Annotated in this window: 22 protein-coding genes; 8 read left to right on the top strand and 14 right to left on the bottom strand. The window is 70.9% G+C overall.

The features are described from left to right. On the bottom strand, nucleotides 1-429 hold the full coding sequence (locus EST54_RS21285) for a hypothetical protein (RefSeq protein ID WP_129249241.1): 429 nt from the start codon (nucleotides 427-429) through the stop codon (nucleotides 1-3). Nucleotides 430-629: 200 nt separating this feature from the next. Here EST54_RS21285 and EST54_RS21280 point away from each other — a divergent pair, with 200 nt between their 5' ends. From EST54_RS21280 to EST54_RS21265, 4 genes are all read left to right on the top strand, one after another. Further along, complete coding sequence (locus tag EST54_RS21280) at nucleotides 630-1,259, top strand: class I SAM-dependent methyltransferase (protein ID WP_129249239.1); 630 nt, start codon at nucleotides 630-632, stop codon at nucleotides 1,257-1,259. A gap of 479 nt (nucleotides 1,260-1,738) precedes the next feature. After that, nucleotides 1,739-2,488, top strand: coding sequence for an endonuclease I family protein (locus tag EST54_RS21275; RefSeq protein WP_244942582.1), 750 nt, complete (start codon nucleotides 1,739-1,741; stop codon nucleotides 2,486-2,488). Nucleotides 2,489-2,626: 138 nt separating this feature from the next. Beyond that, nucleotides 2,627-3,943 carry a D-alanyl-D-alanine carboxypeptidase family protein gene (locus tag EST54_RS21270; RefSeq protein ID WP_239012623.1) on the top strand — a complete coding sequence of 439 codons (1,317 nt, stop codon included), beginning with the start codon at nucleotides 2,627-2,629 and terminating at the stop codon, nucleotides 3,941-3,943. Nucleotides 3,944-4,236: 293 nt separating this feature from the next. After that, nucleotides 4,237-4,440: a cold-shock protein gene (locus tag EST54_RS21265; RefSeq protein ID WP_006601696.1), complete on the top strand. Its 204-nt coding sequence runs from the start codon at nucleotides 4,237-4,239 to the stop codon at nucleotides 4,438-4,440. A 206-nt stretch (nucleotides 4,441-4,646) separates the two neighbouring features. On the opposite strand, the gene EST54_RS21260 is transcribed toward EST54_RS21265, so the two are convergent. After that, nucleotides 4,647-4,841 (bottom strand): antitoxin, encoded by a 195-nt coding sequence (locus tag EST54_RS21260; protein WP_129249235.1) that lies wholly within the window; start codon nucleotides 4,839-4,841, stop codon nucleotides 4,647-4,649. Between the two features lie 783 nt (nucleotides 4,842-5,624). On the opposite strand from EST54_RS21260, the gene EST54_RS21250 reads away from it, so the two are divergent. After that, nucleotides 5,625-7,160: an SDR family oxidoreductase gene (locus EST54_RS21250; protein WP_129249232.1), complete on the top strand. Its 1,536-nt coding sequence runs from the start codon at nucleotides 5,625-5,627 to the stop codon at nucleotides 7,158-7,160. A 165-nt stretch (nucleotides 7,161-7,325) separates the two neighbouring features. Here the strand turns inward: EST54_RS21250 and EST54_RS21245 are convergent, their stop codons facing one another. The 3 genes from EST54_RS21245 to EST54_RS21235 form a co-directional block, all read right to left on the bottom strand. Then, nucleotides 7,326-7,775, bottom strand: coding sequence for a spore-associated protein A (locus tag EST54_RS21245; protein WP_239012622.1), 450 nt, complete (start codon nucleotides 7,773-7,775; stop codon nucleotides 7,326-7,328). Between the two features lie 251 nt (nucleotides 7,776-8,026). Then, nucleotides 8,027-8,881, bottom strand: a complete 855-nt coding sequence (locus EST54_RS21240; RefSeq protein ID WP_129249230.1) for a lysozyme — start codon at nucleotides 8,879-8,881, stop codon at nucleotides 8,027-8,029. A gap of 383 nt (nucleotides 8,882-9,264) precedes the next feature. Then, nucleotides 9,265-9,918, bottom strand: coding sequence for a transglycosylase SLT domain-containing protein (locus tag EST54_RS21235; RefSeq protein WP_129249228.1), 654 nt, complete (start codon nucleotides 9,916-9,918; stop codon nucleotides 9,265-9,267). Nucleotides 9,919-10,664: 746 nt separating this feature from the next. Here EST54_RS21235 and EST54_RS21230 point away from each other — a divergent pair. Next, nucleotides 10,665-10,853, top strand: a complete 189-nt coding sequence (locus EST54_RS21230) for a hypothetical protein (protein WP_129249226.1) — start codon at nucleotides 10,665-10,667, stop codon at nucleotides 10,851-10,853. A gap of 144 nt (nucleotides 10,854-10,997) precedes the next feature. On the opposite strand, the gene EST54_RS21225 is transcribed toward EST54_RS21230, so the two are convergent. The 7 genes from EST54_RS21225 to EST54_RS21195 all read right to left on the bottom strand — a co-directional run bounded on the left by EST54_RS21225 (nucleotide 10,998) and on the right by EST54_RS21195 (nucleotide 16,653). Beyond that, nucleotides 10,998-11,723 (bottom strand): transglycosylase SLT domain-containing protein, encoded by a 726-nt coding sequence (locus tag EST54_RS21225; RefSeq protein ID WP_129249224.1) that lies wholly within the window; start codon nucleotides 11,721-11,723, stop codon nucleotides 10,998-11,000. A gap of 495 nt (nucleotides 11,724-12,218) precedes the next feature. Continuing rightward, nucleotides 12,219-13,067 (bottom strand): SRPBCC family protein, encoded by an 849-nt coding sequence (locus tag EST54_RS21220; RefSeq protein WP_129249222.1) that lies wholly within the window; start codon nucleotides 13,065-13,067, stop codon nucleotides 12,219-12,221. After that, on the bottom strand, nucleotides 13,064-13,381 hold the full coding sequence (locus EST54_RS21215; RefSeq protein WP_093487461.1) for an ArsR/SmtB family transcription factor: 318 nt from the start codon (nucleotides 13,379-13,381) through the stop codon (nucleotides 13,064-13,066). The genes EST54_RS21220 and EST54_RS21215 overlap by 4 nt, the downstream gene beginning before the upstream one ends. Nucleotides 13,382-13,439: 58 nt before the next feature. Beyond that, the gene (locus EST54_RS21210) at nucleotides 13,440-14,339 is read right to left on the bottom strand and encodes an alpha/beta fold hydrolase (protein WP_129249220.1); all 900 of its coding nucleotides are present in this window, start codon (nucleotides 14,337-14,339) and stop codon (nucleotides 13,440-13,442) included. A gap of 114 nt (nucleotides 14,340-14,453) precedes the next feature. After that, nucleotides 14,454-15,692, bottom strand: coding sequence for a beta-ketoacyl-[acyl-carrier-protein] synthase family protein (locus EST54_RS21205; protein WP_129249218.1), 1,239 nt, complete (start codon nucleotides 15,690-15,692; stop codon nucleotides 14,454-14,456). Then, on the bottom strand, nucleotides 15,689-15,922 hold the full coding sequence (locus EST54_RS21200; RefSeq protein WP_372448130.1) for an acyl carrier protein: 234 nt from the start codon (nucleotides 15,920-15,922) through the stop codon (nucleotides 15,689-15,691). The genes EST54_RS21205 and EST54_RS21200 overlap by 4 nt, the downstream gene beginning before the upstream one ends. Before the next feature lie 269 nt (nucleotides 15,923-16,191). Continuing rightward, on the bottom strand, nucleotides 16,192-16,653 hold the full coding sequence (locus EST54_RS21195; protein ID WP_129249217.1) for a MarR family winged helix-turn-helix transcriptional regulator: 462 nt from the start codon (nucleotides 16,651-16,653) through the stop codon (nucleotides 16,192-16,194). Between the two features lie 128 nt (nucleotides 16,654-16,781). Between EST54_RS21195 and EST54_RS21190 the strand changes: the two genes are divergently transcribed. Next, nucleotides 16,782-17,192: an organic hydroperoxide resistance protein gene (locus EST54_RS21190; protein ID WP_129249216.1), complete on the top strand. Its 411-nt coding sequence runs from the start codon at nucleotides 16,782-16,784 to the stop codon at nucleotides 17,190-17,192. A gap of 149 nt (nucleotides 17,193-17,341) precedes the next feature. Here EST54_RS21190 and EST54_RS21185 read toward each other — a convergent pair whose 3' ends face one another. Both EST54_RS21185 and EST54_RS21180 read right to left on the bottom strand, forming a co-directional pair. After that, a complete protein-coding gene (locus tag EST54_RS21185; protein WP_129249215.1) occupies nucleotides 17,342-19,057 on the bottom strand; it encodes an amidohydrolase in 1,716 nt (571 codons plus the stop codon). Nucleotides 19,058-19,155: 98 nt separating this feature from the next. Beyond that, nucleotides 19,156-20,685 (bottom strand): APC family permease, encoded by a 1,530-nt coding sequence (locus tag EST54_RS21180; RefSeq protein ID WP_239012621.1) that lies wholly within the window; start codon nucleotides 20,683-20,685, stop codon nucleotides 19,156-19,158. 287 nt (nucleotides 20,686-20,972) lie between these two features. Between EST54_RS21180 and EST54_RS21175 the strand changes: the two genes are divergently transcribed. Beyond that, nucleotides 20,973-21,677, top strand: a complete 705-nt coding sequence (locus EST54_RS21175; RefSeq protein WP_129249214.1) for a TetR/AcrR family transcriptional regulator — start codon at nucleotides 20,973-20,975, stop codon at nucleotides 21,675-21,677. The last annotated feature ends 26 nt before the right edge of the window (nucleotides 21,678-21,703 follow it).

The following is a 21,703-nucleotide window of genomic DNA, read 5'->3' as shown; positions in this document are numbered from 1 at the left end:
TCACACCGCTCGGGGCCGGGGCCAGGACGCCCGGGCGGCGGCCCCGAGCCAGCCGATGACGGCGGCGACCGTGGTGTCGCCGAGGCTCGCGATCTCCGCCAGGGCCGTCGGATCGCAGTCCGCGGGAGCGACGCCCGCCGCGGTGAGCGCGGCCTGGAGCTCCTGCCGGCGGCGATCGGGCATCGCCACCGGTCCCTGCCGCTGCTCCTCGGGGCGCGGCGGAGCCGGCGGCCGGTCCTGCGGGAGCAGCGGCTCGAAGTGCAGCCGGTCCTCCGGGCGGGGCGGCGGGAGAACGGGGTCCGCGGGGTACGCGGACGGGCGCTCCTGCGGGTTCGCCGGCGCACCGAGACGCTCCTCGGGGCGCGGGGGAGCGAGCACATAGCCCGGCGTGGCACCGTACGGCGGGGGAGTGGGGCGGTACTGCGACATGGGGCCTCCACAACTCACGGTCCGAAGGGTTCGAGGGGATTCGGGTAATTCGGGGGTTCGAGGGGATTCGGCGGTTCGGGGCATTCGATGAACAAGGTGTCAGTTCTTCGGAAGCCGGACCCTGCCCGTCCGGTTGCGAGTGAAGTGCGAGTTCACCCGATAAGGCCAATGTGCGCCGGTTGTTTCGCTAGCGTGGCCGCATGCCGAGCCCGGAAGAAGTGCCGAACCCGTACTGGAATCACAATGTGCACTATCACCGGCTCGTGCTGGGCGCCGTGCCGGACGGCTGCACCCGGGCGCTGGACATCGGATGTGGTGACGGCCTGCTGGCCCGCAAACTCGCGCGGCGGATTCCCGAGGTGACCGGCGTGGACCGCTCGCCGGCGATGATCCGGCTGGCCCGCGAGGCCGGGGCCCGGACCCCGAATGCCACCTTCGTCGAGGCGGACTTCTTGACGGCGGCGGACGGCGTTCTTCCCGGCAGTTACGACTTCCTCTCCGCCGTAGCCGTCCTCCATCACCTGGACTTCACGGCCGCGGTCCGCCGGATGGCCGCTCTGCTCGCGCCAGGCGGGCGCCTCGCCGTCATCGGCCTGGCGAACAACGGGACGCCGCTGGACTGGCTCATCAGCGGGGCGGGCCTACCTGCCTCCTGGATCCTCGCCCGGCGCCACGGCGGAAATTCCGGACCATCGGGCCTGCCGATGCAGGATCCCGACATGACGTGGCGTGAGATCCGGCGCGCGGCACAGGACATGCTGCCGGGCAGCCGCGTCCGCCGCCATCTGCTGTGGCGCTATGCATGGGTGTGGGACAAACCGAGTTCCTGAATGCCGTCGAGGTAAGCGGGCGGGGGCGTCAACTCGTCCGCGTGGCAGCACTTTTGGCCGTGCGCATACGGCCGGGTATCGGCGGCAGTGCTGCGTTTTCGGCGGAATTCAGTGATTGCCACGGAGTGGGCACATAACCCTCCCTCGCTGTTCACACCGTGATGATTCCTGCAATGGAAAGCTGCCTGCGGCCGTGTTTCCCAACGGCCGGCGCGGGTCGCGCCCCCACATTTCGCGACTCGGCGCCACAATTCGGGGAGAGGACACCCTTCGTGGACACCACTCGCGTGACCCGTCGCGCCCGTACCGCACTGGCTCTCGCCACCGGAACGGTGCTGACGGCGGTGGTCGTACAGGTCCCGGCCAGTGCGACGGCCACCGTGGCCGGACACCGCAATGCCGCTGCCGCACCCATCGCCCCGCACTCGACCCATTCGATCCAGGCATTTGACGCCACGTCGCATGACGCCACCTCGCACATCGCCACGTCGCATGACGCCGCGTCGCACATCGCCACGTCGCATGACGCCGCGTCGTATGGCGACACGTACTACAAGGACGCCATCGGAAAGACCGGCCCGGCGCTCAAGGAATCACTGCACCGGATCATCAGCACCACCCAGACCGGAAAGCTGACGTACGACGAGGTCTGGGACGCGCTCAAGGACACCGACCAGGACCCGGCCAACAGCGCGCACGTGATCCTGCTGTACTCCGGCCGGTCCGCGAGCAAGGACGCCAACGGCGGCGGTCCCAACGACTGGAACCGCGAACACGTCTGGGCGAAGTCCCACGGCGACTTCGGCACCGACACCGGCCCCGGCACCGACCTCCACCACCTGCGCCCGGCCGATGTCTCCGTCAACAGCGCCCGCGGCGACAAGGACTTCGACAAGGGCGGTACGGAGGTCGCCGAGGCACCGGGCAACTTCACCGACGACGACTCCTTCGAGCCCCGGGACGCGGTCAAGGGCGATGTCGCCCGCATGATCCTCTACATGGCCGTCCGTTACGACGGCGGCGACGGCTTCCCGGACCTGGAGCCCAACGACAAGGTCGGCAACGGCACCGAGCCGCACATCGGCAAGCTCTCCGTACTGAAGCAGTGGAGCAAGCAGGACCCGCCGGACGCCTTTGAGAAGCACCGCAACCAGGTGATATTCGACAAGTACCAGCACAACCGGAACCCGTTCATCGACCACCCGGAGTGGGTCGACGCGATCTGGTGACAGGCACTCGGCCGCGCGGGCCGGGACGGGCGGGCCGACCGCCGGTCCCGGCCCGCCGCGTACGGCAGTCGGGGCGCCCGCATATCGGATGGCGTATGCCAGACGGCGCCACGCCCGGGTCGTTTTTAGCGTGGCCACATGTCTCGCGTGAGTTGGGTCCCCGTCAGAGTCGCCACCACCGCCACCCTTTGTGCCGCCGGCCTGTGTGCCGTGCCCGGCCAGGCAGCCGCCGATGGCCCGAACGGCATCGACGACCTGCGGCCCGGAGCGCACCTGGTCGATCCGGCCGTTGCCGAGAACGGGCTGGACCGGCGCGGAGTGCAGTTCCTGCCCCGGGCGGACGTGCCCGAGCCACCGGATGTCTCCGCCCTGTCCTGGATGGTGACGGACATGGCGAGCGGCAAGGTCCTGGCGGCCAAGAACGCCCACCGGCCCCTGCCGCCCGCCAGCACCCTCAAGACGCTCTTCGCCGTGACGGTGCTGCCGAAGTTCGGCCAGGGGGAGGTGCACACCGTCTCGCTGGCGGACCTGTCCGGTATCGAGGCCGGGAGTTCGCTCGCCGGCCTCAAGGAGGACATGCCGTACCACGTCGATGACCTGTGGCGTGGCGTCTTCCTGCGCTCGGGCAGCGATGCCGTCCACACCCTGGCCGCCATGAACGGCGGCTGGAACAAGACCATCGACGACATGCAGGAGACCGCGCACCGCCTCGGCGCCCGCGACACGCGGGTGGAATCGGCCGACGGGTTCGACACGCCGGGCCAGGTCTCCTCGGCCTACGACCTGACGCTCTTCGGGCGGGCCGGTCTGAACAACCCGGACTTCGCCCACTTCGCGGCGACGAAGAAGGCGCAACTTCCGATGGACGGCGGCCCGGACTCGTTCGGCATCCAGAACACCAACCGGCTGCTGGTCGGCTCACACGGCGTCCGGCCGTACGACGGGCTGATCGGGGTGAAGAACGGCTACACCAGCCACGCCGGCAACACCCTGATCGCCGCGGCCCGGCGCCACGGGCGGACGCTGCTGGTCACCGTCATGAACCCGCAATCCGGGGCCCCGAACGCCGTCTACGAGGAAACCCGCACCCTGCTGGACTGGGGATTCGAGGCGGCCCCGCGCACCACGCCCGTCGGGGCTCTCCCCGCCTGGACGCCCGGCGATGCCGACGGCGGAGCGGAGCATTCCCCCGATCAGCGGCAGCCTGCCCTGCCCCTGCACAAGGCGGCGATCGGGACGCAGACGGACGCCGGATGGCAGGGGCGGTACTGGTGGATGCTGTCGGCCATCGGGCTCGTCGCCGTCGCGGGCCTCGGTACCGGGGTGTGGTGGCGCCGGCGCAAGCTGCGCGAGAGCGGGATCGAGAACGAGAGCGGGAGCGGGAGCGGAAGCGGGAACGAGAGCAGGGGCGGGAACGAGAGCGAAAGCGTGAGCGTGAGCGGGGAGTCCGACTGAGGTCTCCGCCCGCACCGTCGGGCCGTCGCACACCCGTCCGATCGGTCAGGGATACGGAGGACACGCGATGGCCTTGGCCGGTGAAGGGCGACGCGTCCGTCATGGTTGTGCGGCCTGCCGGGGGTTGCTCGGTGTAGCGTCCTGATCAGCTGTCGTGGTTCCGAAGTGCCGGACGCCCGTGTCGCATTCACGGGCGTCCTTGCTGTGTAGCGCGTCTCCGGACCAGGGCGATCACCTCCGGGTTCCGCAGCACGCGGAAGCCGACTCAAGCCCATTGAACGAAGGAGACGGACATGGCTTCCGGCACGGTGAAGTGGTTCAACTCGGAGAAAGGCTTCGGCTTTATCGCACAGGACGGCGGCGGCGCCGACGTCTTCGCGCACTACTCGAACATCGACGCCACGGGCTTCCGCGAGCTGCAAGAGGGCCAGAAGGTGACCTTCGAGGTCACCCAGGGGCACAAGGGCCCCCAGGCGGAGAAGATCCGGCTGGCGTAGTTCGCGGCCCCGCCCCTCGGTGCCCGCTCCCGATCCCGGGGCGGGCACCGTCGCATGCGGTACGGCGCCGGCCTCACCCCATCGGCCCCGTCCACCGGCACCCCGTGAGTGCCGGGGCACCGGGCGCGGACCGGCCGGACGGCGCGGTGCTCATCCGTGCGGCGTACGGCGGAACGGCGGAATGTGACCGCCGCCGGGCGGGCCGCTCAGGTCTGCGGTGGCTTGTCCTGGCCCGGTCCGCCGCCGAACTCGTCCCTGAGCTTCTCCTGGCCCGTGTCGACCTGGCCCTTGTACTTGCCCTGGGTCTTGTCGTCGACCATGTCGCCGGCCTTTTCGACGCCCTTGTCGCTCTGGCTTTCGTGGCCCTTCAGCATGCTCTTGATCTTGTCCATCATGGACATGAGTCGTCCTCCTCACCACGATCCCCCACGACTCCAGCATCGTCCCGTCCCGGGGGATCTGCATCAGGGAGCCCGGCAGGGCGCCCGCTGCCGGGGTAGGGGGCCGGTGTGGCGGTGCATTCCCGGCTGCCGGAAGCCCGCCGGCGCCGTGCTGACCCGGTGTCCGGGGGCACAGCGGCATCGCCACGGGAAACGGACGGCTCCTGCCGCGGCGCGCAGCGGCGGAGGGTCCCGCGTCGTCGCCGCCCGTCGGGGGCGCCCGCCCACCCGTGTGGCGCAGTGGCCTCGCGGAAATTCCCCGGAACTGCCGTCGGCCCGCTCGACGGGCACGGCGTCGCGGTCCGGCTGAGAATGCAGCGGTGAGCGATGAACACCGCAGTGCCGAAGACGCCGCGCCGCGCGCCGTGCCGTGTGACGAGGAACGACGGCTCGCCAGGAAGGCACTGGCCGGCCATGCGCGGAACGCGGACGACCTGTCGATGTTGATGGACATGCTGGGCCTGGACCCGAGCCGTGACGCGGACGCTGAGCCGCCCTGCTGCCAGGATCCGGGCCATGGCCACGAGTGTGGCGGTGGCCCGGCAGCCGGGCGGGGCGCCGGCCGTGAGCGTGAACGGCGGCCCGAGCCACGCCGCGACACCTGCCGAGACGCCCGGTCACGCTCGGGCGGGCCACGGGCCTGGCCCGCGGTGTCGTAGGTGCCGTGGTGCCTCGTCGTGGCACCGGTGACACACTCGGCGTCGCAGGTCATCGACCCGCTACCTGCCCGAGGAGGCCGTGCAGATGTCCGGCGCAGGCGAGTTTCCCGCGTGGCCGGGGACGCACCCGCGCGCCCTGGTCACCGGTGCCACCGGCTACATCGGCGGCCGTCTGATCCCCGAGCTGCTCACGGCCGGGTACGCCGTACGCGCACTGGCCAGGACCCCAGAGAAGCTGCGCGACCATCCCTGGGCGGCGCACACGGAGGTGCTGCGCGGCGATGTCACCGACGCCGACTCGGTGGCCACCGCCATGGACGGCGTCGACATCGCGTACTACCTGGTGCACGCCCTGGGCAGCGGCAGGCGGTTCGAGGACACCGACCGCAAGGCCGCGCAGATCTTCGCCCGGCAGGCCCGCGCCGCCGGAGTACGCCGGATCGTCTACCTCGGCGGCCTCGCCCCGGTGGGCATCCCCGAGCAGGACCTGTCACCCCATCTACGTTCCCGTGCCGAGGTCGCGGACATCCTGCTGGCGTCCGGCGTCCCCACCGCCGTGCTGCGCGCCGCGGTCATCATCGGCTCCGGCTCGGCCTCGTTCGAGATGCTGCGCTATCTGACCGAGCGGCTGCCGGTCATGGTCACCCCCAGCTGGGTGCGCACCCGCATCCAGCCGGTCGCCGTCCGCGACGTGCTGCGCTACCTGGTGGGCTGTGCCCGCCTGCCCGACGACGTCAGCCGCGCCTTCGACATCGGCGGACCCGACGTGCTCACCTACCGCGCCATGATGCAGCGCTACGCGCACGTCGCCGAGCTGCCCGAACGGCTGATCCTGCCGGTGCCGATGCTCACCCCGCGCCTGTCGAGCCTCTGGATCGGCCTCGTCACGCCCGTACCGCCCGGCCTGGCCCGTCCCCTGGCCGAATCGCTGCGGTACGAGGTCGTCTGCCGCGAGCACGACATCGCCCGTTACGTCCCCGACCCGGACCCGCCGGGCCACCCCATCGCCTTCGACGAGGCGCTGCGACTGGCGCTGCGCCGGGTGCGGGACGCCGAGGTCGCCACCCGCTGGTCGAACGCCGCGGTGCCCGGCGCGCCGAGCGATCCCCTGCCCACCGACCCCGACTGGGCCGGCGGCAGCCTCTACACCGACCGGCGGGAGCGGACCGTGGACGCGCCGCCCGAGGCGCTGTGGCGAGTGGTCGAAGGCATCGGCGGCGACAACGGCTGGTACTCCTTCCCGCTCGCCTGGGCGGTGCGCGGCTGGCTGGACCGGCTGGTCGGCGGGGTGGGGCTGCGCCGGGGCAGACGGGACGCCCGCCGGCTGCGGGTCGGTGACTCCCTCGACTTCTGGCGCGTCGAGGAGGTCGACCCGGGGCGCCTGCTGCGGCTGCGCGCCGAGATGCGGCTCCCCGGGCTGGCCTGGCTGGAACTGACCGTCGGCCGCGACGCCCAGGGCCGGACGCGCTACGTCCAGCGGGCCCTGTTCCACCCGCACGGCCTGACCGGCCATGCGTACTGGTGGTCCGTCTCGCCCTTCCACGCCGCAGTGTTCGGCGGCATGGCCCGCAACATCGCCGCCACCGCGGAGGCCGAACACCGGGCCCGGTGTTCGGAGTGACTGCCGAGGAACAGCCTGCGCTCGGCCGAACTCCCGGTCACCACAAGGGAGATGGGACCGCCGAGTGCTGTCCGTCTTCTCAGGCACGCCGACAGCGGGCCCCGGGCGTGCGTCGCCCGGAACCCGCCGCAGTGAGTGACTCAGTGGTGCGTCACCACCAGTGACTCAGTGGTGCGTCACCACACCGGCCGCGAACCGGCCGCAGTTGGAGCCGGAGACGCTGACGCTGACCGACTCGATCGAGCCGCCCCAGTCCACGCAGATGCCCTTCCCGGGCAGATAGACGGGACCGGCGTAGGCGGTGTACTTACCGCTGTCGTCCACCCACGGAGAACTGCCGTTGGAGGCCGTGATATAGGCGGACATCTGCACGGCCTTACCGGTCTTGTTCCGCACCGTCACGACACAGTTCTTTCCGGTCTTTGCGCTGTACGTCAGGTACACGGTCCCCTTTCCGGTGACCGGTACGGAATTCACTACGCGGTAGCTGCTTCCGCAGACTCCGTTGTACGCGGCGGCCTTCGGCGCGGCGGTTGCGGTCGTGGCCGTCGCCATCGTGGCGATTCCCGCCACGGCCAGCATTGCCGATCCTGCGATGGCACGTGAACGCTTCATGTGAATACCCCCGTTGGGTGCAGTGCCTTGCGTGGTCGTTGCGAAGTGTTGGACACCGGCCGGCCATGGATGGTTGCACCGCAGACGTGAATTCCCTTTTTTCTGGCCGAGTTGAGATGTCGAGACAAGGGGTTTCCGTGAATGCTGTGGCGGCAGGGGCGCAAGGGGTATGACAGGGGTACGAGAAAAGGCCGGTCCCCGGCGCCGCAGAGGGCGCCGGGGACCGGCCGGGGGTGGCGGGGTGTACGGGCTCAGCGGCCGTTCGCGAGGACTTTGAGGCGGCTGTATGTACCGTTGAAGCGGTTGCGGTCGCCCACCGGGTGACCGGAGGAGGTGTGCTGCCAGATGCTGTGGTAGTTCCAGCCGTGGGGCAGTTTGCCGACGGAGGAGCCGTAGCGCGGGATCCACAGCGGATTCGTCCGGCCGAACTTGCCGGAGTTGCCGGTGCACCGCTTCCACCAGTTGGTGGAGGTGTAGATGACCGGGTAGCGGCCGGTCTCCTCCCGGTAGGTCTGCACGAAGTCGTGGATCCAGCTGACCATCCCCTTGTGGCTCTTGCCGTAGCAGGTCGCGCCGTAGGGGTTGTACTCCATGTCGAGGGCGCCGGGCAGCGTCCTGCCGTCCCGGGACCAGTCGCCGCCGTGGTCGGCGAAGTACTCCGCCTGGGAACCGCCGCTGGAGTGGTCGGGCAGCGCGAAGTGGTACGCGCCGTGGATCATGCCGGATTTGTACGAGCCCCTGTACTGCTGCGCGAAGTACGGGTTCGTGTAGTTGGTCCCCTCGGTGGCCTTGACGTAGGCGAACCGCACCCCGGACCTGCGCAGTCCTGACCAGCCGACATTGTGGTTGTGGCTGGAGACATCGACGCCGGACACGCCCCTTCTGGACGACGCCCGCGGTTCGAGGCCACCGGCCCGGAGGGTGCCCTCATGGGCCACGATGGTGGACCCCATCCAGTCCTGGTCGGGGTGGGCGGGTCTCTTCCCGGCATCCTGCGCCGTGGCGGCGCCGGTCAGCGCGAGCGGCAGCACGGAGAGAAGAGAGACAAGAGTTCCGGCCGCAATAGGGACAGTACGGCGGGCCGGACCGGATCTGCGCAAGGGCATCGCATGCCTCCGAAGGCCTTCGGTTGAGTCAGGTTCGGCAGCTTTTGAGCAGAATCCTGCCGATAAGAGACTTATACGCAGAACCGCCTGACGCTAAGGCCCAACAGGCCGTCAGTCCGCCGACCGGCCTCGCATCTCACCCGTCTGGCGGCCGGAAGCGGTCGCCGGGGTCCCGGTCCGAGCACCTGTCCGAGGACAGAGCGAAGCGGGCCCCGGCTGTGCCGGGACCCGCTTCACCGCGCAGCGGCGAACGCGCCATTCCGCCGCTTCGCAAGCTGCCTTATGCAGAGCCTGTCGGCTCGCTTGTGGGGTCCGTCATACCCGTTGCCTCACCGGTCGGTCCGGCCTCGGTGCGTGGGCGACGGCTCTTCGGCCGCGTCGGCTCAGTAGGCCGAGTCGACGTTGTCGATCGAGCCGTAGCGGTCGGCCGCGTAGTTGGCCGCGGCGGTGATGTTGGCGACCGGGTCGGTGAGCTTATTGGCGGTGCCGGCCACGTGGTACTGGTCGAACGTGGGCTGGATCACCTGCAGCAGGCCCTTGGACGGTATGCCGTTGGCGGCGTTGACGTCCCAGCCGTTGACGGCGTTCGGGTTGCCGCTGGACTCCCGCATGATGTTGCGGTGCAGGCCCTCGTAGGAGCCCGGGATGCCCTTGGCCTTCATGATGTCCAGGGACTGGCGGATCCAGCCGTCCAGGTTGTTCGGGTAGTCCTTGACGGCCTTGCGCTCGGCGGAGCGGTTGGCGGCCTGCAGGGCGCTGTGCTGCTTCGCGACGCCGCTGACCTTCACGCGGTCGGCGACCGAGGCGGTCACCGCGCGGCTGGGCTTGGCGTTGTCGGCCTTCGCCGGCTGGCCCTTCGCACCGACCGGCTGGACCACGGCCGGGGCGTGCTCAGAAGCGGCCTGAGCGGCGTCCGGAGCCGAGGTGAGGGCCAGGCCCGAGGTGGCACCCGCGGCGGCCAGAACGGCCACGGCGATCTTGTGGGTGCGGGTGATGCGGGTGATACGGGCAGCGCGGGGCAGGGTGAAGCTGGGCATGCAGAGTGACCTCTTCCAGGTACTGGGGACGGGGAGGCGGCCTTCTTTGGCGGCGCGAGACGAACCGGAGGTCTTTGCTGCGTTCGCCGTGCGGCGTGAATCGCAAACTCGCTCTCAGCGCGTCGGAATCCATGGTTAACGCCCGCCCCGAATTGAGGCAATGGTGCTCTGTACTACTCATCTTCGTGAGAGAAACCCGCAGCCCTGAAGTGATAAGCGTTTCTGGCTCCGTTGACCCGGAATGGCCGCGCGCTGTCGACTAGGCAGACTCGTAAGTGACATACGTCGCGTGCGTCGGGTCACCCGAGAGCGGCGGTAAAGCCCCCTGGAGCCCTGGCTATAAGTTGCCTGGCTCACACCGGAATTAGGGCTCCGCGGTACCGCTTTACCCGCCGGCGGTCTCCGATGTATCCGGACGACGGACCCGCGGAGCGCCCCTGGAATCCTCAAATGTGGCGAGGGGCACGGTGTCCGGGCCCGGAAAGGGCGGTAATTGTGGCCCGACTCACGGCCGAGTCGCGGCTGATTCGCCGCCGATTCGCGGCCGGGGCACGGCCCGCCGCCACGGGCGCGCGGCGCGGCGGACGAGCGGCGTCCGCTCGGCCGTTGGTGCGCCTCCGATACGGCGATACGGCGGTGCCGCTGGGCCGTTCGCAGCAGCGTCCGGGGCTGTCGCATGACTACGGGCCCTCCGCTCCCGGAGGGTGACACCGCACACTGTCCGCACTCACCGTAGGGAAGTGCTCATGCTCCGTCGTCTCGCCGTCGTTCTCACCGGTCTTCTCGTCACGGGCTTCCTCGCCGCCGGCCCCGCGGCCGCGACACCGGCCGATGGCCACCGTCACCTCACCCCCAAGGAACGGGAGGGACTTCGCATGGCCGAGCATGTCCTCGACGCCCTCTTCGGCGCTCCGGTGCGCCGGGACCGCTACTGACGGGGGCGCCCACGCACCACGGCAACGGCAATGGCCCCACCCGCGAGTTGCGGGCAGGGCCACTGCCGTTGCCATGCCTGGGGCCGCCTGCGCGGCACCCGTCTCAGTCTGCTCCGACCGTCCGCACGGTCGTGTCCCGTCGGCTCAGTACGCCGAGTTGACGTTGTCGATCGAGCCGTAGCGGTGCGCCGCGTAGTTGGCCGCGGCGGTGATGTTGGCGACCGGGTCGGTGAGCTTATGGGGCGTACCCGAGACGTGGTACGTGTCGAAGGTGGGCTGGATCACCTGCAGCAGGCCCTTGGACGGGATGCCGTTGATGGCATTGATGTCCCAGTCGTTGACGGCGTTCGGGTTGCCGCTGGACTCCCGCATGATGTTGCGGTGCAGGCCCTCGTAGGAGCCCGGTATGCGCTTGGACTTCATGATGTCGAGCGACTCGCGGATCCAGCCGTCGAGGTTGTTCGCGTAGCGCTTGGCGGCCTTCGGCGCGGCCTTGTGGGCGGCCTTGGGAGCGGCGGCCTTCGGCGCGGCGATGACCTTGCGGTCGGCGGACCGGTCGGCGGCCTGCTTGGCCGCGTGGCCCTGCTTCGCGACGGCGGTGACCTTGAGGCCGGTGGTGAGGGACGAGGCGAGCTGCTGGTCCTTCTTGCCGTCGTCCGCCCGGTCCTTCGCGGTGAGCGGCAGGCCGTTGGCGCTGACCGGCTTCACCGCGGCCGGCGCATGGGCGGCAGTGGTCTCGGCGTTGCTCGGCGCCGCAGTGAGCGCCAGGGCGGCGGCGCAGCTCGCGGACGCCACCACTGCCGCGGAGATCTTGTGGGTGCGGGTGATGCGGGTCGTACGGACGGCGCGGGGCAGGGTGAAACCAGGCATGCGGATATGACCTCTTCCAGGGCTTGGTGGCGGGGGAGGCGGCCTTCGGTTGGCGCGTGAGAACCGAGGGTCATGGCCGCGTTCCGCCGCTCTGGCTGAGTCCGCAGGCTCGTTCTCGGTGCTACGCGGAACATGGTTAACGCGAGCCCTGGATGGTGGCAATGATGCTTTGTACTACCTATCTTCGTGAGATGGGGCGAGATGTCCCTTATAAAGAACGCGCTATGCAGTAATGCGGGGAATGGCGCCGACTAGCGGTCCTCGTACGTGACGTACGTCGCGTGCCGTGCATCACGCGGCAAGGACGTCAAAGGCTTCTCCGGAGCCCCGCAAAGTTGCCTGGCTCACACGGGGAAGAGGCATTTCCGCGGCGGGAAGCGGCGGGGAGCGGAGGCCCGGATCGGCCACCGAGCGCGCTATCGCTCGCGCCCCCTGCGGAATCCACAGGGGGCGCGACGGAGCGGGGGCGGGGAAATGCGGGATGTCGGCGGAAGGTCAGTCGGCCAGCAGTCGCGCGGCGAGGCGCTCGATGCGGTCGTGCCAGGCCTCCAGCGCGGCGGCCGTGTCGAAACCCGGCGGGCCGGTCTGGGTGAGGACGAGGCGGGCGCCGTGGCCGGTGCCCCGGCCCAGCTCCCAGCGGACCGTGCCCTGCGGGTGCCAGCGGTAGGCGAGCACCGACGGGGCCCGTACCTCGGTGACGGGCCCGGCCGCCGCGTCGCCGGCGGTGAAGCCCTCCGGTGCCGCCGCGCCGGCCGCGGGCTCCGCGCCCGAGGTCAGCGCGGCCCAGACCGTCTCGGCAGGCTTGACGAGCTGGCGCTCGAAGCGGACCCGCGGGCCGTCCGCGGTGTCCTCGACCACGCCGTGCCCGAGATCGAACTGCTCGACGTACGCCTCGTGCAGCTCGCCGGTATCGCGCTCCATGGCGGTCGGGGCGCCGTCGAGGAGCTGTGACAGCGAGGTGAGGCACAGATGCCAGCCTGAGGCGAAGCTGGCGCCGCCGAAGCGGTCGCCGAAGGTGTGCACCAAGGTCAGCAGCGAGCCCTCCCCGTCCGGGGTGATCTCCCAGCGCAGATGGTCCTCGCCCCAGGTGAAGGCGAAGAGCCGGGGCTCGTCGGCGTCGGTGACCGTTCCGGTCATGGCGATCCCGCTGACGCCCGGCATGGTGAAGGTCATCGCCCCGCCGGGCCGGAGCTCCACGGTGACCTCGGAGGGGAACCACTGCCCGATCTGCACCGGGTCGGTGATCGCCGACCAGACCTTCGCGGGCGGATGGGCGAGCCTGCGCTCCATGCGCAGCGCGGAGCGGCCGTCGGAGGTGGTGAGGGAGTCGGAGTGCGGGTTCATCGGGGGTCGTCCTCCATGGCGTCGAGGTGCCGTTCCAGGGCGTCAAGGCTCCCGGCCCACAGATGCCGGTAGTGGGCGAGCCAGGCGTCCAGCTCCGCCAGGGGTTCGGGCCGGAGCTCGTACCAGCGGCGCTGGGCGTCCTGCCGGACCCGGACGAGTCCGGCCTCGCGGAGCACCCGCAGATGCTTGGAGGTGCCGGGCTGGCTCAGTCCGAGCTGCTCGGTGAGCTCGCCGACCAGGCGCGGCCGCTCCAGGAGCAGGTCGAGGATCTTGCGCCGGCTCGGCTCGGCGAGAACGTCGAACGGTATGGGCATGACCCCAGCATGCCTCAGCGGTTATATAGCCGCAAGGGAATGTACCCGTCTCCGTGGCTCACGCACACGCCGGATCGGCCGCGGACGGCTCCCTGCGCACCACCGGCGCGAGGCAGGGCGCCGAGCTCAGCGGCCCATCGGTGAAGAACCGGGCGGCCAAGTCCCCGACCTCCTGCGGGCGTTCGAGCACCACCCAGTGATCGGCGTCGGGAATCGTCAGAAAGCGGCTGCCCGGGATGGTGGCCGCGAAGGCACGCTGTCGGGCCGGCGAGGTCACCGTGTCGTGCTCGCCGCTGAAGACGAGGGTGGGGATGCCGGCCAGTCCGCCGGAGAAGTCCGGGCGGTCCAGGAGCCCGCGGTTGAGCGCTTCGACGGTGTGCCGGGAGTTCCGGGCCGCGTGCAGCATCGAGCGCCTGACGTAGCGGTACGCCAGCTCACGGTGGACGACGTGCCGACCGGTGTCGAGACACATCAGCCCCTCGGTGACGAGGGTGGCGAAGGACTCGATGTCGCCGTCCAAGAGGTGGTCGGAAGCCCGCCGCCACAGCTCCACCTGCGCCTCGCTGATGTGGGCCGGAACCCCGCCGAGGGCGAGCCGTGCGATCCGCCCGGGGAAGCGCCGGGCGCACCCGTACGCCAGGCCCGCGCCGTAGGAGAAGCCGAAGAGATTGACCCGCGGAACGTCCAGGTCGTCGATGATCCGCTCGATCGCCGCGCACGCGACATCGATGCTCGGCCCCGCCGGGAGCGGATCGGCGTTCCCCATGCCCGGCAGATCGGCGGTCACCACATCCGCCACCGGCCCCACGTGATCTTCCATCTGCGCCCAGCCGAACATCCCCTGCAGCGCGCCGCCCAGCACCAGCACGGGCTCGGTGGTCCGCGCCGGCTGCCGCAGCCGCCGGTAGGAATAGGACAGCCCGCACACCGACAGGGTGCGGATCATTTCCTCGGACATGGCAGATTCCTTCTCGGGGACCGGCGGGAATGCGCGCCGATGGGCGGTCCAGGGCGGGTCGCTCGGATCCCCCCGGGGCCGTGGCCTGATCCGGGCGGATCCGAAAGACCGGCCCTAGCGGGTCAGTACCAGCGCGGCATTGTGGCCGCCGAAGCCGAGCGATGTCTTGACCGCACAGTCGAAGGCCGCCTGCCGGGCCTCCTTGCGCACGATGTCGATCGGGATCCGCGGATCCGGTACGTCGAGGTTGGCGGTCGGCGGCACCAGCTGCTGCTCCAGGGCGAGCACGGTGAGCGCGGTCTCGATGCCGCCGGCGGCGCCCAGGGCGTGCCCGGTCATCGCCTTCGTCGAGGTGACCAGGGGATGATCGCCGAGCACCCGGTGCAGCATGACGGCCTCGATCCGGTCATTGACCACCGTCGAGGTCCCGTGCGCGTTGACGTGCCCGACGTCGCCCGGCTGCACCCCGGCGTCCGCCAGCGCGGTACGCAGCGCCCGCTCGATGCCGTTGCCCTCCGGGTCCGGGGCCACCGCGGCGTAGGCGTCGCTGGACGCGCCGTATCCGCGGATGTGTGCGCGGACGGGCGCCCGGCGTGCCCGGGCGTGCTCGGGGCGCTCCAGCACCAGGAGCCCGGCGCCCTCGCCGACCACGAAGCCGTCCCGGTCCGCGTCGAAGGGGCGGCAGGCCGCGGCCGGGTCGTCGCGGCGGGTGGAGACCGCCTTCATCTGGCAGGCGCTGGCGATCAGCAGCCGGGACAGCACCGACTCCGCCCCGCCGGCGATGGCGATGTCGCAGACCCCGGCGCGCAGCAGCTGGTGCGCGGTGCCCAGCGCGACGGTGCCGGAGGAGCAGGCCGTGGCCACGCCCAGGCTGGGGCCGTGGGCGCCGAGATCCGTGCAGACACTGCTGGCGGCGCTGTTGACGACGGTCAGCGGGGCGAGCTTGGGCGAGACCCGCCGGGCGCCGCGCCCGGCCATCGCCACATGCTGCTGGTCGTAGAACGGCAGCCCGCCGTGCGCGGAGCCGATGACCACCGCGACGCGGCTGCTGTCCCAGGATTCCGTGTCGAGTCCGGCATCGGAGACGGCCTCCCGGGCGGCGATGACCGCCAGCTGCGAGAAGCGGTCCATCAGCCGCTGGGTGGCCACGCCGAGCAGCCCGAGGGTGTCCAGATCCGCCACGGTGTACATGAAGTCACAGGGCAGATCGGCGAGTTCCTCGTGGCGCGCCACTCCGGTGGGCACCGTGTCCTGGGTGACGGAGTGCCACGTGGCCTTCGCGCCGACGCCCGCCGCGGTGACCAGTCCCAGTCCTGTGACGGCCGCGGAGAACGGCTCCTGGCGGCCCGTCATGCCGGAACTTTGCCGTCGACGGCCGCCACCAGCTGGCCCACGGTGTTCCGCGGGGTCAGCGATACCTCATCGAGGTCGATGTCCAGCCGCTCCTCGATGAGGACGCGGAGCTCTTCCAGTGCCAGGGAGTCCAGCCGCAGGCTGCGCAGCGGAGTCCCGTCGGTGATGTCGCCCGAGGAGACCCCGAACCGTTGGACCAGCATGGTGGTGACAACTTCTGCCGCGTTCACCTGGCGCTCCTCCTTGTCGTAGGCGATGCTGCCAACCGCGTCGTGGGCGGGATTTCACCGGCGGCTCCGGCTGGTTTGACCACCCTTTATACGCCTTTGTCCTGATGACACCCCAACCTTGGTAGCTCAATGGGGTGATGAGCGCACCAGGGTGGGCAAGGCGTCCGTCCCTCGCCTTGCGGATGCCGCGGAAAGCACCTACGTACGTAACGCCGCGGACCGTCGAGAGGTACGGGCCGGATGCCGGCGGACTCGGGGGAGCGGTGGGCTCAGGCCTCGTCGAGGGAGCTGGTCACCCGCGCCAACAGGCCCTGGAGCGTGCGCAGTTCCTCGATGGTGAGGCCGGTGGCGGCCAGCATTCTGCGCGGGACCGGCAGGGCCTGGGTGCGCAGCTCGTCGCCGGCGGGCGTGAGGTGGATGGTGACCGAGCGCTCGTCCTGGGTGCTCCGTTCGCGCCGTACCAGGCCGGCCGACTCCAGTCGCTTCAGCAGCGGGGAGAGGGTGCCGGAATCCAGCCGGAGCTGTTCGCCGATGGCCTTGACCGGCCGGGGGCCGTGTTCCCACAGGACCAGCATGACCAGGTACTGGGGGTAGGTCAGGCCCAGGTCCTTGAGGGCGTCCCGGTAGACGCCGCCGAAGGCGCGCGAGGCGGCGTGCAGCGAGAAGCAGACCTGGTGGTCGAGGCGGAGCAGTTCGGCGTCGGGCACCGGAGGCCTGGTCGTAGGGGTCATGGGACCAGGTTAGCTCGCCTTGGGTTATTTAATTGTGCGCAACTTAGTTGCGCGCAATTTAGATGTGTGCGACTGTAGTGCCCATCGGGCGGCCGGGAAACGGCCGCCGCGCCACGAAGGGAACCGTGATGGACGCGCTGTACACCGCTGTCGCCACCGCCAACGGCCGTGAGGGACGGGCCGTCAGCTCCGACGGCCGGATCGACCTCGACCTGGCCATGCCCCCCGAGCTCGGCGGCAACGGCGCGGGCACGAACCCGGAGCAGCTCTTCGCCGCCGGCTATGCGGCCTGCTTCGCCAGCGCGATGAGCAATGTCGGTCGCCAGATGAAGATCGACACCAAGGACGTCTCGGTCACCGCCGAGGTCTCGATCGGCAAGGACGGCACCGGCTTCGGCCTCGGCGTCGTCATGCGGGTGGAGCTGCCGGAGGCCCTCGCGGGCGAGACCGGGCGGAAGCTGGTCGAGGCGACGCACGAGTTCTGCCCGTACTCCAAGGCCACCCGCGGCAACATCGACGTCGAGCTCGTCATCGAGTGAGCGAGTAGGGGCGCGGCGCACGGCGCGGACCGGCCCCGGCGGGATCGCGGGGTCGGTCCGCCGGGCATCCCGCAGGGACACCGCGCACGGCGCGGGTGGCGGTTCGCGGCGCACGGCCGGGGCGTGGGGCCCCGGCCGTGCCGTTTGCCTCAGGCGTCGTCGGCCGCGTACACCCGGCGGCCCCCGACGAAGGTCTCCAGCACACGGGTCGCGGCGATCTCGTCCTCGGGGCCGTCGAACGGGTCGCGGTCGAGGACGGCCAGGTCGGCCAGCATGCCGGGCCGGATGGTGCCGGTGTCGTCGAGGTGGTTGGCGTAGGCGCTGCCGGCCGTGTACGCGGCGAGCGCCGCACCCAGGTCGATGCGCTGGTCGGGCAGGAAGGCCGGTGCCGAGTCCGGGGCGTCCGGGGTCCGGCGGTTGACCGCGACATGCAGGGCGGCGATCGGGTCGGGGGAGCTGACCGGCCAGTCGCTGCCTGCCGCGAGGGTGGCGCCCGAGCGCAGCAGATCGCCGAACGGGTACTGCCAGGCGGCCCGTTGGGCGCCCAGGAAGGGGATCGTCAGCTCGTCCATCTGCGGTTCGTGGGCCGCCCAGAGCGCCTGGATGTTCGCGGTCGCGCCGAGCCGGCGGAAGCGCGGTACGTCCTCGGGGTGGACCACCTGGAGATGCGCGAGGTGCGGCCGGGTGTCGGTCCGGCCGTTCGTCCGCCGGGCCGCCTCGACCGCGTCCAGCGCCTCGCGTACCGCCCGGTCGCCCAGGGCGTGGAAGTGCACCTGGAAGCCTTCCGCGTCCAGCCGGGTGACATAGGTGCGCAGCTCATCGGGGTCGATGAACGAGATGCCGCTGTTGCCGGAGGCGCAGCCGCAGGCGGTGAGGTAGGGGCTGAGCATGGCGGCCGTGTGGTTCTCGGCGATCCCGTCCTGCATGATCTTGACGCTGGTCGCCTGCAGCCGTCCGCCCGTCAACTCCGCCCGCCGGGCCAGTAGTTCGGGGATCTGCTCCACTCCGCGGTCCCGCTCCCACCACAGCGCCCCCCGCACCCGCGCGGTGAGCTTCCCCTCGCTGCGCGCGGCCACGTAGGCGGGAGTGACGTCGGACGATCCCGGAGCGCGGCCCAGCATCGCGTCCTGCCAGGCGGTCACCCCGTACCCGTGCAGCAGACGCTGCGCCCTGAGCAGGCCGGCGGTCTGCTCGGCGAGGGTGGGTTCCGGCACCAGGTCACCCACCAGCCGCATGGCCCCCTCCTGCAGCATGCCGGTCGGGCGGCCGTCGGCGTCCCGCTCGATGCGCCCGTCGGCCGGGTCCGGCGTCCCGGCTGTGATCCCGGCTCGCTCCAGTGCGCAGCTGTTGGCCCAGGCGCCGTGGTGATCACGGTTGACGAGGAACACCGGGCGGTCGGGGACGAGCTCGTCCAGAAACTCCCGGGTCGGCATCCCGCCGGGGAATGCCTCCAGGGACCAGCCGCCGCCCGTCACCCACGGAGCCTGTGGATGCGCCGCCGCATACGCGCTGATCAGCTCGCGGTACGCCGCGGCGGTCTCCGCCGCGCTCAGATCGCACAGCGCCAACTCCAGCCCGCCGCCGACCGGATGGACATGGGCGTCCTGGAAGCCGGGGATCAGCAGCTTGCCGCCCAGATCGACGACCTCCGTACCGGGCCCGATCAGTTCGCGCACCGCCGCGTCGTGCCCGACGGCGATGATCCGGTCCCCGCGGACCGCCACCGCGCTCGCCCGGGTCCGCGCGGAGTCGACGGTGTGCACGGGGCCGGAGAGGAAGACGAGGTCGGCGCGGTGGTCACTGCGGGAGCCGGCGGAGGCGGTGTCCGGCCCGGGCTCGGGGTGCACGGTGGTGCTGAGATCCATGAGGTTGCTGCTCCAGTGGTGTGGGGTGTGTGGTGCGTTCGTCGCAGAGGTACGGGCGGGGGCCGTGCTGGCGGTGTGGTCTCCACGGGGCGCGGCGGTCAGCTCTCCACGGGGCGCGGCAGCGGGCCGCCGGCGTCCCCGTCCATCGGCAGGGTGAGCGCGTCGGCGTCCGTCCCCTGCCCGGTGCGGAAGTACGGGGCGCGGCGCACCCACTTGGCCCAGGCGGCGGTGGCCAGGCCCAGCAGGATGAACAGCGCGGGGAGCAGCAGCATGAACCAGCCGTTGTCCGGACTGGCCTCGAAGTGGTCGCTCATGGTCGCGTAGTCCCAGACGAGGTAACCACCGAGCCCGAAGAGGGTCAGCGCGCTCGCCGCCGGGACGACCACGTCCCGCAGCGCGCGCACCACTCCGTCACGCAGGCTGCTGCGGAAGCGCACCGCGCAGGCGAGCGCGGTCAGCCCGTAGTAGAGGGCAACCGTCAGGCCGATGGAGTTGACCGCAGTGAGGATCATGTCGTTGAGCTTGGGGATGCCGACCGCAAGCACGGCCAGCAGCGCCGCGAGCGCCATGATCACGAGGGTGCCCACGGCGGGCGAGCCGTAGCGCGGATGCACGCGCTGCCACACCGGGCCCAGCGTCCGGTCGCGGGCCATCGCCAACGCGCCCCGGGCGGTGGGGATCACGCTCGACTGGAGCGAGGCGAAGGCGGAGCACATCAGGGCCGCCAGGGGCAGCGAGGCCCAGGGTTCCGGTGCCAGGGAGCTGCCGAGGAAGGTCAGTGCCTGCGGACCGTTGTGCATGAGTTCGCCCGTGCTCATCACCCGCTGGAACGCGAGCGCACCGATCAGGAACAGCCCCAGCATCACCACCAGCGCGATCAGACCGCCGCGGGCCGCGTCGGAGGCGTTGCGGGTCTCCTCGTTGACGCTGAACGCGGCATCCCAGCCCCAGTAGATGAACACCGCGATCACCATCCCCTGGGCCAGCGCCTGCGGTGAGCCGATGTCGAAGGGGTTGAGCCAGGACAGCGAGAACGGCTGGTCGCCGATGTACAGGGCATAGCCGCAGAAGACCACCAGCACCGCGTACTCGAAGATCAGCAGCCACAGCTGCAGCCGGGTCGCGGCCTGCACGCCGGTGATGGCGGTGACCGTGACGACGACCAGCGCGACCAGGCCGACGGCGGTGCTGATGCCGGTCGAGGACGGATCCAGCCGGAGCCCCCACAGACTGTGCAGGCCGAGCTTGTTGAGGAACTGGAGCACGACGGAGCCGGTCACCGCCCCCGTGTACGCCATGAAGATCACGTTACCGATCAGCACCACCCACCCGGTCAGAAAGCCGGGCCAGGGGCCGATGGACCGGCCCACCCAGGTGTAGCCGCTGCCGCAGTTCGGCTCGGTGCGATTGAGCCGTGCGTACGACAGGGCGATGCCGAGGATGGGGAGGAAGGCGAGCAGCAGCAGGGCGGGCGTCTGGCGTCCGGCGTACGCGGCCAGCGAGCCCATCCCGATGCCGATGCTGGTGGTGGCGGCGGTGCTCGACGCGGCGATGGCCACGCCGTCCTTCACCCCCAGCGAGCGGCGCATTCTCGGCTGGCCGGGGTCCTGCTGCACAGGGGAAGGCATGGCACTCACTCCTTGGACGGGCTGCCCGGACCGGACGTGGTGCCGGGCCAGGGGGGAGGTGCGGGGGCGTGGCGGGGCAGGGCGGCACGGGCCGGGCCCGGGATCAGGGCCTGGCCGCGTCGTGGAAAGAGAGGTGCGGTGCGGGGTACGGCACCGCGGCGGTCCGTGTATGTCCGCCGATGAAACCGTCCGTTCATCCTTGTGTCAACGGTGTTGACGTAACCTGGTGATTAACTGGCCCGCACGGGGCCCGGGGGGCGGGCGACGGAGCACTTTGGAGGACCTGCGTGACGGAGAGCGAGCGCGTTCCGGCCGAGCGCAAGCGGCGCCGGCCGACCAGTTCGGGGGTGGTCCTGTCCGCCGATCTCATCGTCGACGCTGCCTGTGAACTGATCGACGCCCAGGGCGCGCAGGCCTTCACCGTGCGCAAACTCGGCGCGGCCCTCGGCGCGGATCCCTCCGCCGTCTACCGCTACTTCCGCAACACCGAGGACCTGCTGCTGGCGCTGGCCGACCGGCTCATCGGCGAGTCCATGGCCGGCTTCGGACCCAGCGGCGACTGGGCCGCCGACCTGCGCGAGCTGGGCATGCGCGCCTACCGTTCCGCGCTGCGCCATCCGCAGATCGCCGTGTTCAGCACGGTGCGGGTCACGGGCCGGCCCCATGAGCAGCGCGCGGTCGACACGGGCGTGGGCCTGCTGCTCCAGGCCGGCTTCGACGAGGCCACCGCCGTCCGCCACTACCACGCGCTCGTGGACACCGCCCTCGGCCATGCGGCCCTGGACGCCGGTGTGTTGCGGCTGGCACCCGCCCAGCGCGCGGCGGACGAGCAGGCCTGGCAGGCGCAGTACGGCAGCCTGCCCGCTGACGAGTACCCGAGCCTGCACCGCGTGCGGGAGCATCTCCCGCTCATGGCGGGCTCGGCCGTCGAGCGCGCGCTCGATCTGCTCGTCGCGGCGATGCGGCGGGAGGCGGCGGAGCGGGGGGAGTGAGCCCGTCGAGCGTGGCTGTCGGGGGG

This window comes from Streptomyces sioyaensis (genome assembly GCF_004122735.1).
Taxonomy (GTDB): Bacteria; Actinomycetota; Actinomycetes; order Streptomycetales; family Streptomycetaceae; genus Streptomyces; species Streptomyces sioyaensis.
The sequence above is the reverse complement of the archived record's forward strand: the minus strand, read 5'-3'. Positions and strand labels throughout refer to the sequence as shown.

What these genes read in the sequence shown, in the direction of transcription:
- EST54_RS21270 (WP_239012623.1), top strand. Translation starts at nt 2,627, where the DNA reads ATGTCTCGCGTGAGTTGGGTCCCCGTCAGAGTCGCCACCACCGCCACC.
- EST54_RS21250 (WP_129249232.1), top strand. Translation starts at nt 5,625, where the DNA reads ATGTCCGGCGCAGGCGAGTTTCCCGCGTGGCCGGGGACGCACCCGCGC.
- EST54_RS21210 (WP_129249220.1), bottom strand. Translation starts at nt 14,339, where the DNA reads ATGTCCGAGGAAATGATCCGCACCCTGTCGGTGTGCGGGCTGTCCTAT.
- EST54_RS21240 (WP_129249230.1), bottom strand. Translation starts at nt 8,881, where the DNA reads ATGCCCTTGCGCAGATCCGGTCCGGCCCGCCGTACTGTCCCTATTGCG.
- EST54_RS21230 (WP_129249226.1), top strand. Translation starts at nt 10,665, where the DNA reads ATGCTCCGTCGTCTCGCCGTCGTTCTCACCGGTCTTCTCGTCACGGGC.
- EST54_RS21185 (WP_129249215.1), bottom strand. Translation starts at nt 19,057, where the DNA reads ATGGATCTCAGCACCACCGTGCACCCCGAGCCCGGGCCGGACACCGCC.
- EST54_RS21280 (WP_129249239.1), top strand. Translation starts at nt 630, where the DNA reads ATGCCGAGCCCGGAAGAAGTGCCGAACCCGTACTGGAATCACAATGTG.
- EST54_RS21180 (WP_239012621.1), bottom strand. Translation starts at nt 20,685, where the DNA reads ATGCCTTCCCCTGTGCAGCAGGACCCCGGCCAGCCGAGAATGCGCCGC.
- EST54_RS21260 (WP_129249235.1), bottom strand. Translation starts at nt 4,841, where the DNA reads ATGTCCATGATGGACAAGATCAAGAGCATGCTGAAGGGCCACGAAAGC.
- EST54_RS21195 (WP_129249217.1), bottom strand. Translation starts at nt 16,653, where the DNA reads ATGACCCCTACGACCAGGCCTCCGGTGCCCGACGCCGAACTGCTCCGC.
- EST54_RS21235 (WP_129249228.1), bottom strand. Translation starts at nt 9,918, where the DNA reads ATGCCCAGCTTCACCCTGCCCCGCGCTGCCCGTATCACCCGCATCACC.
- EST54_RS21285 (WP_129249241.1), bottom strand. Translation starts at nt 429, where the DNA reads ATGTCGCAGTACCGCCCCACTCCCCCGCCGTACGGTGCCACGCCGGGC.
- EST54_RS21245 (WP_239012622.1), bottom strand. Translation starts at nt 7,775, where the DNA reads ATGAAGCGTTCACGTGCCATCGCAGGATCGGCAATGCTGGCCGTGGCG.
- EST54_RS21225 (WP_129249224.1), bottom strand. Translation starts at nt 11,723, where the DNA reads ATGCCTGGTTTCACCCTGCCCCGCGCCGTCCGTACGACCCGCATCACC.
- EST54_RS21205 (WP_129249218.1), bottom strand. Translation starts at nt 15,692, where the DNA reads ATGACGGGCCGCCAGGAGCCGTTCTCCGCGGCCGTCACAGGACTGGGA.
- EST54_RS21215 (WP_093487461.1), bottom strand. Translation starts at nt 13,381, where the DNA reads ATGCCCATACCGTTCGACGTTCTCGCCGAGCCGAGCCGGCGCAAGATC.
- EST54_RS21220 (WP_129249222.1), bottom strand. Translation starts at nt 13,067, where the DNA reads ATGAACCCGCACTCCGACTCCCTCACCACCTCCGACGGCCGCTCCGCG.
- EST54_RS21190 (WP_129249216.1), top strand. Translation starts at nt 16,782, where the DNA reads ATGGACGCGCTGTACACCGCTGTCGCCACCGCCAACGGCCGTGAGGGA.
- EST54_RS21265 (WP_006601696.1), top strand. Translation starts at nt 4,237, where the DNA reads ATGGCTTCCGGCACGGTGAAGTGGTTCAACTCGGAGAAAGGCTTCGGC.